This window comes from Sporomusa aerivorans (assembly GCF_041428895.1).
In the GTDB taxonomy this organism is placed as follows: Bacteria; Bacillota; Negativicutes; order Sporomusales; family Sporomusaceae; genus Sporomusa; species Sporomusa aerivorans.
Window position 1 is genome coordinate 4,845,173 of the sequence record NZ_CP156926.1, and the last position, 13,749, is coordinate 4,858,921.

Sequence of the window (13,749 nt, forward strand, 5' to 3'; positions counted from 1 at the left end):
TTTGCCGGGCAAAGCCAGGCTATACGTTATTCGTCAATATCCTTGCGTCCACGGCAAATTCCGCGCTCAGCATTGCGGAGAAACCGCATCATGTGCTCAATTTCCTCACAGGAATCCAGTTCCTGTTCCATGACGGCAATCGCCTGCGCTAAGGTTAAGCCGGAACGGTACAAAATCCGGTAGGCTTTTTTGAGGTTGCGGCGAGTGCCTTCACTCATGCCGGCACGGGACAGACCTACATTATTGAGGCCGCAAACCTTAGCCGGATGGCCGTCAACAATAACGAACGGCGGAACATCCTGAACCACCTTCGAAGCGCCGCCAATCATGGCATTGCGGCCAATTTTCACAAATTGGTGCACACCGGACAAACCGCCAATAACCGCCCGGTCTTCCACAACCACATGCCCGGCCAGCGTTGCAGCATTTGACATAATGACATGATTGCCGACAACACAATTATGCGCCACATGCGTGTATGCCTGGAGAAGACAATTACTGCCGACCCGGGTTTCTTCGCCTTCACCGGTAGCACGGTTAATTGTTGTAAATTCACGAATTTTAGTACTATCACCTATAAAAACATAGCTTTTCTCACCACGGAATTTCAAATCCTGCGGTTCGGTACCGATTGACACACTGGGATAAATCACACAATTTTTGCCAATGCTGGTCCAACCGTCGATAACTACGTGTGCCCCGATCTGAGTTCCATCCCCGATGAGAACATTTTCGCCAATGACAGCATATGGTCCAATTTCCACATCTTTGCCGATGCGGGCATTGGGATGCACAACTGCAGTTTCGTGTATTTTGCGTAATGGTATTACAACCGTTTCCGGTTTCATAGTTTAATCAACTCCCCACTAAATTAGAACTTGTAAGCAGGTATCATGTGTCGTTTCTTGCTAAATATAATCCGACTGGGTAGTCTAAAAATGGCGCACGGAATTTAGGCAAAATTAGCCTAAATATCCGGTGAACACATATATTTGCAAATTATCAGCCACTTTTCAGTGGTTATATCTGTTTTTCAATTATTATCGTGAAGTAAGCGCAAACAGGAACTCGGCTTCGGCCACAATCTGCCCCTCAACAAAGGCTTCCGCCCATACTTTTCCTACCATTCCGCGCAGCTTAATAATTTCAGCCACCATATAGAGCTGATCGCCGGGAGTAACCGGTTTTCTGAATTTGACCCTGTCCATGCCGGCAAAAAAGGCTAATTTCCCCCGGTACTCTTCCGGATACAGCATAGCAACGCCGCCAACCTGGGCCATTGCTTCGAGAATAATGACTCCCGGCATAACCGGTTTCTCGGGAAAATGTCCCAAAAAGAAGTGTTCGTTAATTGTTACATTTTTTATACCTACCGCCCGCTTCATAGGTTCAAGTTCAATAATACGGTCAATTAACAGCATAGGGTAACGGTGCGGAATTATTTCTTGAATTTCGGTAGCGGATAAAATCACTGGGAAACGCCTCCTCATAAATCACATACTTGCTTTTACAATTTCTTTTGCCAGCGCAGTATTCAGCGCATGGCTTGATTTTACGGCAATAACATGACCGCGGATGCGGCCAGCAAGTGCCAGGTCGCCGATTACATCCAAAATTTTATGCCGAACAAGTTCGTCAGGGAACCTAAGCGGCGTTAAGCATTTATCATCATCATATACAACTGCATTATCCAGGCTCCCTCCCAAGGCCAGCCCCTGTGCCTTAAGGGCCTCGACTTCGTGCATAAAGCCGATAGTACGGGCCGGAGCCAGTTCCCGGGCAAACACATCAGGAGTTATTTCATAGTCGCCAAACTGAACGCCTAATAGCGGATGCGGGTTAATGGAAGTAAAGGTAATGCGAAATCCGTCATAAGGTAAAATGGTAATAAATTTATCCGGATAACGCACCGTCAGGGTTTCCTTAACAACTACCGGCGAACGGCGCAGTTCGGTCAGTTGCCTGACGCCTGCCGCTTCAATCAGCGTCGTAAAGGGCAGTGAGCTGCCATCTCCAACCGGCGGTTCAACAGATGAAATTTCAATAAGGCAATTATCGACACCCAGAGCATGCAATGCGGCCAAAAGATGTTCCACTGTAAAAACTTTGGCCTCACCTTGCTCCAATGTAGTTGCCCTCATGGTATTGGTTACATTACCGGCATAAGCCGACACTTGCGGCGAACCGGGCAGATCGGTGCGCATAAATACAATACCGCTGCCTGCCGGCGCCGGATTAAGGGCAACTGTCACGTCCCGCCCGGAGTGCAGACCAATGCCGGTATAAGTTACGCGAGACGCAACTGTTGTTTGGCGTTCCATTAAGGTTCCTCCTGAATTGTCTAATACCAATTTATTCTACAGGAATTTGTTTAATTACGCAAGTATTGATTAGTAGGAGACATTTATGCTACATGCTGGCCTGCCAGTGTACGGGCGCTGGTATTCAGCTGATATTCGATAAGTTCTTTATACTGGCAGCCAACAGAAGAAACCGGATTTACAAAAACCTGACTGGGGATGCCTGACTCAACAATGCCGCCTTCTTCCATTAAAACAATGCGGTCGGCTACATGGAGAGCGAACGCAATTTCATGGGTAACTACCAGCATGGTGGCGGCACGGTATTTAGCCAGTTCTTCCATGACAACCAGCACTTCCCGCACCAGCATGGGGTCAAGTGAAGCAGTAGGCTCATCCCACAGCATGAGTTCAGGCTCGAAAGCCAGCGCCCGGGCTATCCCCACCCGCTGCTGCTGGCCCCCGGACAATTGGCCCGGTTTGTGCTCTTTGAACTGCTCCATGCCGACTTTAGCGAGAGCGGCAAGCGCTTTATCATAAGCCGCCTCTTTGGACTGGCCGCCCATAACGAGCCCCAGCATGACATTTTCTATAGCGCTGAGACGGTTAATCAGATTGAAATGCTGGAATACATAGCCAATACGTTTTCGCATATTTCTTAAAGTATTCGCATCCAGTCCGGTAATATCCACACCATCAACAAAAACGGAACCCCTATCAGGCTCAATCAGCCTGTTAATCATGCGAATGGTGGTGGATTTGCCACAGCCCGACGGCCCCATGATGACAACGGTCTCGCCTTTTGCTACAGACAGGTTCAGGTTATTAACCGCAACAAGACTGCCGAATTGCTTTGTTAGGTTTTGGATTTTAAGCACTGCAGCTCACCTCCCTGCTATTTCAAGTAATCGGGCGCATCGCGTCCCTATTTAAATTTCACTTTACGCTGGTTCAGTTTCTGCATTAGGCCCGGCCGTCCGCTGGGAATAACAATTTCCCGCATAATTTCGTCAACAGACAGGCCCAGTGCTTCGCCGGCCATGACTTCCTCAGCGGCAATCGGGCTGATCTTCTCGGTGTAACAGGCGACCAACAGACCAAACACAGCGCCGATGAGAGGTACGCCTACCCAGGGCAGATACGGAATACCGCCATGCGACAAAAGAAACATAGCTGTCAGCATCACGGCGCCGACCCCCATGCCATAAAGTCTCTCCGGCGCCCGGAAGGAGACTGTCAGCCTGTCCATTACCCGGCGCCAGCCGGTAACAGCTACTTTTCCACTTAAGCGCTGCCGGCGAATTACTGTCATAACCGCCGTGTGATCAAGTCCCAGTAATAGAATAGTAACTATAATCGCCGTCATCCCGGCCAATATGCTCTTAACTTCTGTCAGTACCTGGTACAATTCGCCGCGCGGGTCAGGTTCAATTACCCCCAGCGCAGTAGAGTAAAGCGACATATTGTTATGACCGGCCTGCTTTTGGACAACAGGGGCAACCGCACTGATATCAATGCTGCTGGTAGTCAGTATCTGAATGCGCGCACCGGGTATTACCTGTCCGGCAATGAATTTATCCAGCACATTAATAGAATGGTTAATTTCCTCATCCTTAAGATTAGGCACCGCACCTGCCAGATATTGAATCTGCGCGGTAAGCACCGGCACATTAATCTCTTGCAGTGCCCCTAAACGGGTATTGGTACTGGTGAGCGTACTTTTAGCCCCGGCAGCGTCAAAGGCCCGCAATGTCCCGAGAGTATGCCGGCCATTAGCCGTAATATTGTCAATGGCGGATTTTGCCCGCCGGGCATTGGCCCCCACATTATCGAGCTGAGCCAGATTTGAACTTAAGCTGGTTAGATTCTGCTGCGCTCCGCTCAGTGTATTGATGGTTGCGCCAACATCACCGTTAAGCACCCGTAAAACCTGCAAACTGTTTGATAAGCCGCCGAGCGTGCGGGACGAGTTGTCAAGCTGGCTGCGGATATTGCTGGTATCAATACCGGCAAGCGCGCTGGTTGCCGCCTGAATAGTTCCCCCTGCCGCCTGTAAGCTGGCTAAGGTCTGCTCGAAAGCGCTGATACCGCTGTCGTAGCTATCGAGCGTACTAAGCGCAATGGCGCTAAGGCTCCTGGCATCCTGGGCAAAACCGGGAATCTGGCCGGTAAGCTTTCCTGTTTCGGTTAGCGCCCCGCCCAATTCCTGACGGGGATTCTTATACGTAGCTGCTACCTGCTGCCCGCTCACTGCGTTTTTCTCCAGTTTGTAGCCCTGGGCGCTGCCGCCCGGGTTAGCCAGCCAGGCGGCGTCTCCCTCGGTTATCCGCCCAAGCATGGAACCATTGGCGCCTGTTGCCGTTATTTCCACAACAACATTACCTTTAGCCGGCAGAGCGCCGGCTAAAGGCGTCTGAGCCGCAGTCCCCTGAAAGAGAACAGTATCCCCTTTGGCTAACTGCGTGCCGGCTGCCGTACTGAGCGTTACCTGTGACGCATAAGCCTGCAGGAAACGTTTAAGCTCGAGCATCGTACTGACCATATAGGTCATATCATCATTTTTACCGTCAACCGATGCGTTTTTGGCATAGTCAAGGCGAAGGTCCTGCTGCATAGCTTCGGCAATGGAATCTCCCAGCTTTATCGGGTTAGCCGGCTCACTGCCTACCGGGAAACTGACTTCAATTACCTGGTAGTCTTTCAGCACCGATTTTATAGCTGTATTGACAGCTGCCGATTTTTCCAGCGAGTTTAAAATCACCCCCACCGACGATCCGTCGCGGTAGACAAACCGTACACCCTCCATTTGCGCAATCTGTTCCATTAACATGTTTTTCGCGCCTTCCGGGACTCCCCGCACAGTCAGCCGTGGATCGGTCATAATACCGACATTGGCGCCGCCCGGGATTCCACCAAAGGTTTTCGTCAGTTCCTCATAGACCTTTTGAGTTTTATACTGGTCTGGCAGTGCAACAAAAAACGGCGTTTTTCCGGTTATCGTGGGACCTTCTTTAACTTTTCCTCCCGGAAAAACATCATTTACAATTTTGCCGATCTGAACTAAAGCATCTTCGCGATTTTCTTCCCTTACCTGAATGAGTATGTCATATTCCCCATAATCGCCGACAAGACTGGACAGTGTTTTTGAAAAATACGTATTTGCGGCCAAAGAGACTGAGGTGGCCAACAAAGAGCCTACAACAATGCTGACGGTAATCAGCACCAGTATATCGCGTTGAATGGAATCTTTACACGTGTTTTTAATTAACTGCAGTAGCTTTTTGCTTTTTGTTAGCAACGATTCAGTCACCTCATTTCTGCAGTCAATTATAGCACGTATATCACATACTTGTCTATAAGTATATCATTTTTTATGTATTTTTATATACTTTCTTTTGTTACAGTATAGTTTGACATAAGATCTGACAGGAATTTCTCTATCTCAGTCACCAATTTTAATATTACAGAAAACAAAAAAGATCGCTTCATAAGCGAAGCGATCTTTTTTGTTAATTTACTGTAGGCGGAGGTGTCTTCCAGCGGTTATGAAGCCAGAACCACTCGTGCGGATACTGTCTGACATGGTCTTCAATAATTTTTGTAAGACGCTGGGTGGTAATAAGCAAATCGGAGTCACGGTCGGCAGTTTTTTCCACAACCACCGGCGGATGAATAATGGCTGTATGCGTCCCATCCGGATTGGCCGTTATAAAAGCCGGCACAATGGGAGCATTATTTAAACGGCCTAATGCGGCCGCACCCTGCGGGGTGGAAGCAAGCCGGGAAAAAAACTCGACAAACACTCCGTCTTTATGATTATCCTGGTCCATTAAAAGCCCGATTATTTTGCCGCAGCAAAGCAGCTTCACCATCTCCCGGACTCCGGTTTTATAGGTAACATGCATGCCGGCGCGGATCCGGTACTCATTTATAAATTTATCCATGGCCGGATTAGTCTGACGCTGTACAACAGCTACCAGCGGAAAACCATGCATAGCCAACGCGGCGCCCAATAGTTCCCAGTTGCCACTGTGAGCAGTAGCCAAAACTGCACCACGTCCCATTTTTAGGGCAGCTGCCAAATGTTCCTGGCCTTGAAGCTTCACAAATTGTCCAATGTTGTCTTTATTAATGCGTGGCATAAAGAGTACTTCCATAAACATTGGCCCAAAACGCAAGCTACTTGCTTTGACAAGGGCGTAAGCCTGCCGCTCATCAATGCCAAGCGCCCGGCAGATGTTATTTATCGCCATCCGCCGCCTTTTCGCCGAAACCAGAGGCCAGCACAGGCTGCCAATCAGCCGGCCGATACCTTGCCTGACTTTAGCCGGCAGCAGGCAAACCAGGCTGCTGATAAACTTAACTAAGTGGTACTGCATAACTCTCTACTCCTAGTATGTGTAGCTTAAGCCAAAATACGTTTCGCTATGGCGCCAGCCGGCATCCAATTTTAATCCCGGAACAATGGACATACGGGCCCCGTAGTTCATACGGTCGCCGTCCCATTCAGCAATCAGGGTAGTAGACGGGAAAACATTGTTGCCGGTCAGAACGCTGACCGGATTAATTGTCTTTTCAATAGCGGCAAATACGCCGTCATAGCGGCCATCCCCCACACCGGCATGCAGCCGGAAGCCGAAAGGCAACGCCTTGCTCGCGGCCGCGTAGAAGGTCCGTTTGTCCTTGCCGCCAATATCTTCCACACCAATAGCCAGCCCCGGGGTTAGAACTGTCTCCGGCGCAAGGGAAAATTTGGCATTTAAAAGTGTTTGGTTGTCTTTGTTGCTGTCACTGTCATAACGGAAACCGGCAAGACCAATTTCGAGATTATTTCCCAGGCTAAGGTTAAAACTGCCGGCACCACCATCTTTCAAGTGGTGATAGCCCAGGGAAAATTCACCTTCCCGCAATACATCTGCCGAGGGGGTATTAATGAGGCCGGTAGATCCGTTAATGGAAGGAGCGGCATATACAGGTACTGCCGTCATAAGCATAACTGCAGCAGCAAGAATAGTTTTTCTCATGTTCTTATCCTCAATCTAGTTTATATATGGGTTACAAATTAATATAAATTCCTCATTCAGCGTCAAAATTCCTGCCAATCAGCTGCGCCAAATTCTGGTCTCAGGAAAAACGGTATGCTCCGGGCTTTAGCGAAAGTATAAAGCCGTTGTTACTCTTATACCAAACGCAATTTATCCTTTCTCCAGTAAGAAAAAAACGAGGTATTGTCAGTACCTCGTAAGGAAGTTATTGTCTTTCCACTTCAGCCAGTCGCTTTTCCAGCTCACGGATCTTTTTAACCAGATCAGGCAACTTGCTCATGGCCGCTTCTGAACGCAGCCACTCCCTGTGCGGGCGAGCCGGAAAACCGGCATAAAAGGATTTTGCCGGAACATCATTGATCGGCGCCGACCTGGCGGCAAAAACACAATTGTCTCCAATTGTAATATGACCGGCGCTGCCGGACTGTCCGGCGAATGTTACATTATTGCCGATTTTAGCACTGCCGGCAATACCGGTCTGTGCTACGAAGAAGCAATCCTCACCAACCACTACATTGTGTGCCAAATGCACGAAATTATCGATTTTTGTACCCCGTTTTACGAGAGTACTGCCGGTTGTGGCCCGGTCAATACAGGTATTGGCGCCAATCTCAACATCATCTTCGATAATTACATTGCCAACCTGAGGCACCTTTTGATGTTTCCCTCCCACAGTGACGAAGCCGAACCCGTCACTGCCGATTACAGCGCCGCTTTGAATGATGACCCGCTTGCCCAGTTGGCAGTTTTCCCGTATAGTCACGTTAGGATAGATGAGGGAATCGCTGCCAATGGCGACATCACGGCCAATGTAAGTATGCGGATAGATAATTGTGTTATCGCCGATTACGGCGTTATCGTCGATTACTGCCTGAGCCATAACCGCCACGTTGGTTCCCAGCCTGGCGCTTGCGTTTACCACGGCGCTGGGGTGTATACCTGATTTAACATTGGGCTTAGGCGTAAAAAGGTTCAGTAACGTGGTAAAGGCCATCCGGGGATTAGTGACCCGGATAGCCGGTTTGGAGAATTCTTCAGCGGTATCAGGAATAATTACTGCGGCAGCCTTGCATCTAGCAGCTTTTTCCAGATGGGGTGGAACAGCGAAGGTTATGTCACCCGGACCGGCATCATCGATATTCGTAATGCCGGTTATCTCAATTGTATCACCTGCGGCGATTTCCCCGTTAATCAGGGAGGCTATCTCAACTAACATCATTTTCACAGAAACGGCCCCCTGATTATTGCATTTTATTAATTACATCATCAGTTATGTCGGTACCGCCCTGCGCCACGCTGTTTTTATACAGAACCACATTCATTTTTTTCTCTTTGCTTACCTGCTCGATGGCCTGCTTGATATTGCTGTCAATCTGGCCTTCCAGGTCCTGCTTAACCTTCAGAAATTCACCGTAAGCAGTTTCCTGGCGTTTCTGGAATTCTTCAGCGCTAAGGCTGGCTTTGTCTTTTTCCAGTTGGTCGCTCAATTCCTTGCCTTTGGCATTTAGTTGATCCTGAAATTGTTTAACCTTGGGACTATCGGACATAACCTTGTTTACATCAAGAACGCCAATAGCTCCCTGATTGCTGCTACAGCCAGCCATAGTCAGACCGGCGACAAAAACGAATATTACTACCAAGGCCACTCTTATTTGTTTGTTCATTACGAATCCTCCAATCCATTAACCATTAATTACTGTTCTCTTGCGTGCACCTGCGCTGCTTATAGTATGCGCAGGCAAATTATTTCTTAAACGCGGCAATCACCGCATCGGTAATGTCAACAGCACTAATATTAACTGTGTGTCCTGTCAGTACGATTTCCAAGCCGCGTTCGGCAGCCACTTTGCCAGCCTTGTCACGGATATCATTCCAAATATATTCTTCTAAAACTTTGATTTCCTGCTGCTTCATGCCCAGTTGTTGCTCAAGGCCGCCGGCCACCGGCTGCGCCGGGTCCTGAACGGCGGATTGGGTCAGTTTTGCCGATAAGGCAGTTGATTCGGCGGCAATCCTGCTTTCAAGCTCAGCGTTGAGTTGCTGGGCATAAGCCGCCAATTCCTGCTCCATGGCAGTTTGTTCCGGCAATAGAGCCTTTTCCAGGCTACCTGCAAGTTCTTTCTCTTTAGCGGCCAGTTTTCCGGCCTGTTCTGCTTTGAGTTCATCCATGGATTTTTTCACTTCTGCCGCCTCTTTTTCATCCATGCGGACAGTCTGCAGCTTAAGCTGCAAATTAAATATTTGCGGCTGATATTCTTTGTCCAATTGTTCGGAATAGGTCTTAAGCTGTGCAGAAAGCTCCTTATGCACCTGATTGGCTTTCTCATTCAGGCGTGCCTGCAATTCCTGCTGCTTAGCCGCCATTTTAACTTTAAAGGCCTGCTCACCGGCGGCTTTAAGGCCCTCTGCCATGTTTCCCGCCATATTCATTGCCTGGTCAGGCGCTTTTGCGTTTGTCTTACCTGCTGCCACAGTTATTTGTTCTTGTAAAGCGGCAGCCTGTTGTTTTAATTTTTGCCACTCCTGGTACTTCGGATGGTATTGGGCGGCTTTATCCATGTCAATAACACCGGCCTGCGATGCCAAGGGTGGCTTGGTTTCCGACGGGGAACGGCTGCAGCCTGTTAAGAGGACGGCGCCAAGCATTAAGGTAACCAGAAACCTAATTGGTGTTGATTTAAGAGTTAACACCAAATCACCCTCTCTAGTTAAGGTTTGAGCCGAGCGCAGACTAAACCGGCTCGGCTCTTTAATGCACCGGAACTATTACTTTATTTACCGGTAATTTTTTTCATAACATCGTCAGTGATATCCTGACCACCATAAACAACGTTATTAACATCAAACACTACAGCAATCCCTTTCGAGTCAGCTACCGCCTTAATGGCTGCATCCACTTTATCCTGAATTGGCGCAAACAGTTCCTGGCGTTTCAGTTCAAGGCGCTGCATGGTTTGATTATAGTAATCCTGACGTTCTTTTTCCCCTAAAGTAGGCGCTTTCGCCTCATAATCTTTTTTGGCTTGCTCAAATTCGGCTTTTAAAGTTTCATCCGCTTTGGCTAAATCGGGATGCTGTTGAAGCAAAACAGCCCTGTTTACCTTGCCAACATTGGATGAAGCGCCGGCAGCAGCGGCGTAGCCAGTGCCGCTTTGCGACACCGCAAGGCCGAATACTCCCAGTAAAAATACCGCAACTACAGCTACAGCAACAAATTTTGCGAATTTCTTGTCTTTAAACATTTGTCCCCTTCTTTCTCGCCCACAGGCAAATAAAATTTCTCCTCCATCTACCAATTATAACAGGCGGCAACCCGTTCAGCAAGTCTTACAGATTAGCCACCAGCCGAAGCCAGTTTTCTTTATCTGTAATCACATACTCGGCGCTCAGGAAGTCGTGCAGCTTGTACCGTACACCAAACTCATTGTAGTCTGTTTTAGGCACATACTCATAACGCAACATCCAGTTATCGCCGACATAATGATTGAGCCAAAGAATACTACCCCGGTCGGAAACGCTATAGCGTATTCCTCCCATGGTATTGGCCATGAATTTATGACCCCACCCGGGCTCAAATTTCCAGGACAAATTATCCGGTAAAAATTTGAGTTCAAAGAACGCCTCATCCCTGCTGCCTGTCAGCTTGCCAATATGCAGCTTACCGGAAGTATTATCATCCTGGCGGCCCATATCCAGATTTCCTTCTAAACTAACCCGGTATTTGGTGGTTTCCGCGTTTAGTGTTATCTGTGTGTCCACGCCGGGACTAATGGCCGGAGTAAGCACTAAACCATACTTCTCGACTGACGGATGCCTGGCAGCCACCGCCAGTAATTGGCTGGTAAAATAATCTTTGTGCCGTTCCACGAAAGCCACCGGCAGGCCGCGCAGCATACCGGCCTTTTCCCGTAGCGCCGGACTGGCTTCCATTAACAGAATATTGGGGATGGTACGCGAGCGCAGGGCAAGGTGAACATTATCAATAACCGGCCCTGCGGGAATCAGGGTAAGTTTGATATTGGTATGCGACCCTGGCGTTATTTCCAGATTACTCCGAAATTCCGGCAGTTGATCCTCCAGGAGCTCCCGGATGACAGTCTTGGAAACACCACCTGCCCAGGCTACGGAATCCACAGGCAGACCAATTAATACGTTGGCGACCTGCTCTTCGATCTTCCCCATGTCCTGTCTAATTAAATTCATCAGTTCCGAATTCAGGCTACTTGTGTCAATATCCAGCGAAACATCATGGATAATATCGCCCCAGGGAGCCACAGTCACGGCTATGCCAGTTGTTGCGCCAGGTGTAATGCGTACCTGCTCTACGCTATAACCGACCAGAACCCGGTCAAATATCTCCCGGACGAGTTTCTCATAATTGGCCCTATTGGTCGCAACATCGTCCACTGTTCGCCCTGTCAGCATCTGGTCACCCACAGTCGAGATACTGGCTGTCATGCGTTTGGCCACTCTCTCCGGCGGCTGCTCATCAGCTGTAATTGACACCCTTACCTTATCCACGGTTTCCCCGGCAGTGTAGCCGGTTACCGGCCATATGGCCAGCAGCAGGGTGATTACACATAACAACAGAGTGTAACGCCGTTTATTACTAATAATGACGTGTACCTCCCTTTAGTAAACGAGTCAGGCCGTTGGCCTGACTCGTCAAGTAAGCTGTTTAGAACTGGCCGCCGAAGCTAAAGTGCGCGCGGCCGCCGTCTTTGCCCTGACCGTAGTCGATACGAACAGGACCGATCGGAGTGGTCAGGCGTAAACCGACACCAACACTGTAGTTGAGGTCATTAAGCTTATACCCTTCCCCTTCCCAGGCATTGGCAACATCGGTAAATACTACACCCTGCACTTTGCCGGCTACCGGGAAACGGTACTCGGCCGAAGCGGCCAGCATCTTATCGCCTTCAAACTGGTCATCCTTATACCCGCGCAGAGTATCGGAGCCGCCCACATTAAATTTCCCGCTTGCCGGCATGGTGCCTGTGGCGTAACCGGCGGTGAGACGTGCGGCAATTACCTGGCTGTGGCCGACTTTATAATACTTACGGCCCTCAACAGTATATTTATTGAAGTCAAAATCACCGCCCAGGCCGGCGAACTCAGCTGCCACCGACAATCTGGTTCCTTCGCTGGGATCGTATACATTGTCGCGTGAATCAAATACACGCGTCAATGTGACACTGCGGGTCAAACCGAAATTTTCTTTCTGGTATGTTGCATCATTAGTGTAGTCAGTGCCTTCATCCTGCCATTCCACCCAGGTGTCCTTACGGTTCTTCAGAGTAATGTAGTTTTGTGCGTACTCCCCGTCCGGACGTCCCAGAGTAACTTCAAAGCCCTTCCTGTTTCTGTCATAGGTGGTGTTCAGGCTGCCATCGGTATTATAGTCGCTGTATTCATTGGTCATGTTGTAAACACTAAAACTCAGTGAAGTTTGTTTACTGTCCAGCCAAGGCTTTGTATAACTCACTTCATAGTTTCTGTCGCTGGCGCCGCCAAACTCCCAGTGCAGCTTAACTTTGTCGCCAGTACCCCTGAAGTTGTTATCGCCTACCTCAATAATACCGACCATGCCATCGGCCTTGCTATAACCGCCGCCGATGGAGAACATACCGGTCTTTTGTTCAACAACATTGGCTTCCAGGACAACGGCGTTCGGTTCTTTACCAGGGTTAAGCTTCATGTTAACGTCTTCAAAGAGACCCAGGTTGTACACTTTTTGCATACTGCGACGGGCGTCCTTAACATTGAAAGCCTCACCCGGTTTAACTTTCATCTCCCGGGTAATAACATTGGACTTGGTTTTTTCGTTGCCTTTGACAACAATACCTTCCAGCACGCCTTCGTTAATAGTGAGTGTCAGCACTCCGGCCGGTGACATAGCCACATCACTCACCTTGGCTAAAATATAGCCTTGGTCATGATAGTAATCCTCAATAGAGCGAACATTGGCATTCAGCGTTCTGGTATTTAAAATCCCTTCTTTGCCTGTAGTTACATATTCTTTAATCTTATCTACCGGCACTTTATTGTTGCCTTTGACCACAATATCGGTTAATTTTGGATTCTCCATAACCGTATATACTACTTTGACACCTTCAGGCACTTCGGTAAAGTTGGCGACTACGTCAAAAAAGTAGCCTAAATCATAGATAGCCTGCATGTCTTGTTTTACTTTGTCAGCTGTCAAGGCATCGCCCGGACGTATTTTTACCACACCCATAACAGTACTCTCGGCAACCTGATTAAGTCCGGTGACTGTTACAGCTGTAGCGGTCTTGCCTTCAATGTCCGCGGCGTAAGCCGGCAAGACAATGCTAACAGCCATGCTTAACACAATTGCTGCTGCAATAAGAAACTTACACTGCTTAATGGTCTTCATGCATTAC

General features: G+C 48.8%; 13 protein-coding genes. All 13 read right to left on the reverse strand.

Annotation, left to right across the window (positions count from 1 at the left end):
• Positions 1–26: 26 nt before the first annotated feature.
• Positions 27–848 (reverse strand): acyl-ACP--UDP-N-acetylglucosamine O-acyltransferase, encoded by an 822-nt coding sequence (lpxA, locus tag SATMO3_RS23375; RefSeq protein WP_371372175.1) that lies wholly within the window; start codon positions 846–848, stop codon positions 27–29.
• Positions 849–1,040: 192 nt separating this feature from the next.
• Positions 1,041–1,469 (reverse strand): 3-hydroxyacyl-ACP dehydratase FabZ, encoded by a 429-nt coding sequence (gene fabZ / locus SATMO3_RS23380; RefSeq protein WP_371381779.1) that lies wholly within the window; start codon positions 1,467–1,469, stop codon positions 1,041–1,043.
• Positions 1,470–1,493: 24 nt separating this feature from the next.
• A complete protein-coding gene (gene lpxC, locus SATMO3_RS23385) occupies positions 1,494–2,321 on the reverse strand; it encodes a UDP-3-O-acyl-N-acetylglucosamine deacetylase (RefSeq protein ID WP_371372177.1) in 828 nt (275 codons plus the stop codon).
• An 83-nt stretch (positions 2,322–2,404) separates the two neighbouring features.
• Entirely contained in the window at positions 2,405–3,178 is a 774-nt protein-coding gene (locus SATMO3_RS23390; RefSeq protein WP_371372179.1) for an amino acid ABC transporter ATP-binding protein, read from the reverse strand.
• Positions 3,179–3,225: 47 nt separating this feature from the next.
• Positions 3,226–5,598, reverse strand: a complete 2,373-nt coding sequence (locus SATMO3_RS23395; RefSeq protein WP_371372181.1) for a hypothetical protein — start codon at positions 5,596–5,598, stop codon at positions 3,226–3,228.
• 211 nt (positions 5,599–5,809) lie between these two features.
• Complete coding sequence (locus tag SATMO3_RS23400) at positions 5,810–6,679, reverse strand: lysophospholipid acyltransferase family protein (protein WP_371372183.1); 870 nt, start codon at positions 6,677–6,679, stop codon at positions 5,810–5,812.
• 12 nt (positions 6,680–6,691) lie between these two features.
• Positions 6,692–7,324: a YjbH domain-containing protein gene (locus tag SATMO3_RS23405; protein WP_371372185.1), complete on the reverse strand. Its 633-nt coding sequence runs from the start codon at positions 7,322–7,324 to the stop codon at positions 6,692–6,694.
• Positions 7,325–7,550: 226 nt separating this feature from the next.
• Positions 7,551–8,570, reverse strand: coding sequence for a UDP-3-O-(3-hydroxymyristoyl)glucosamine N-acyltransferase (gene lpxD / locus SATMO3_RS23410; RefSeq protein WP_371372187.1), 1,020 nt, complete (start codon positions 8,568–8,570; stop codon positions 7,551–7,553).
• Positions 8,571–8,586: 16 nt separating this feature from the next.
• Positions 8,587–9,009 carry an OmpH family outer membrane protein gene (locus SATMO3_RS23415; RefSeq protein WP_371372189.1) on the reverse strand — a complete coding sequence of 141 codons (423 nt, stop codon included), beginning with the start codon at positions 9,007–9,009 and terminating at the stop codon, positions 8,587–8,589.
• Between the two features lie 79 nt (positions 9,010–9,088).
• Positions 9,089–10,036, reverse strand: coding sequence for a molecular chaperone Skp (locus tag SATMO3_RS23420; RefSeq protein WP_371372190.1), 948 nt, complete (start codon positions 10,034–10,036; stop codon positions 9,089–9,091).
• An 80-nt stretch (positions 10,037–10,116) separates the two neighbouring features.
• Positions 10,117–10,587 carry an OmpH family outer membrane protein gene (locus tag SATMO3_RS23425; protein ID WP_371372192.1) on the reverse strand — a complete coding sequence of 157 codons (471 nt, stop codon included), beginning with the start codon at positions 10,585–10,587 and terminating at the stop codon, positions 10,117–10,119.
• A gap of 85 nt (positions 10,588–10,672) precedes the next feature.
• Positions 10,673–11,932, reverse strand: a complete 1,260-nt coding sequence (locus tag SATMO3_RS23430; protein ID WP_371372194.1) for a hypothetical protein — start codon at positions 11,930–11,932, stop codon at positions 10,673–10,675.
• 91 nt (positions 11,933–12,023) lie between these two features.
• Positions 12,024–13,742, reverse strand: coding sequence for an outer membrane protein assembly factor (locus SATMO3_RS23435; protein WP_371372196.1), 1,719 nt, complete (start codon positions 13,740–13,742; stop codon positions 12,024–12,026).
• Positions 13,743–13,749: the final 7 nt, after the last annotated feature.

Coding starts and splice junctions, on each gene's coding strand:
- lpxA (WP_371372175.1), bottom strand. CDS start 848: ATGAAACCGGAAACGGTTGTAATACCATTACGCAAAATACACGAAACT.
- lpxC (WP_371372177.1), bottom strand. CDS start 2,321: ATGGAACGCCAAACAACAGTTGCGTCTCGCGTAACTTATACCGGCATT.
- SATMO3_RS23400 (WP_371372183.1), bottom strand. CDS start 6,679: ATGCAGTACCACTTAGTTAAGTTTATCAGCAGCCTGGTTTGCCTGCTG.
- SATMO3_RS23405 (WP_371372185.1), bottom strand. CDS start 7,324: ATGAGAAAAACTATTCTTGCTGCTGCAGTTATGCTTATGACGGCAGTA.
- SATMO3_RS23415 (WP_371372189.1), bottom strand. CDS start 9,009: ATGAACAAACAAATAAGAGTGGCCTTGGTAGTAATATTCGTTTTTGTC.
- SATMO3_RS23425 (WP_371372192.1), bottom strand. CDS start 10,587: ATGTTTAAAGACAAGAAATTCGCAAAATTTGTTGCTGTAGCTGTAGTT.
- SATMO3_RS23435 (WP_371372196.1), bottom strand. CDS start 13,742: ATGAAGACCATTAAGCAGTGTAAGTTTCTTATTGCAGCAGCAATTGTG.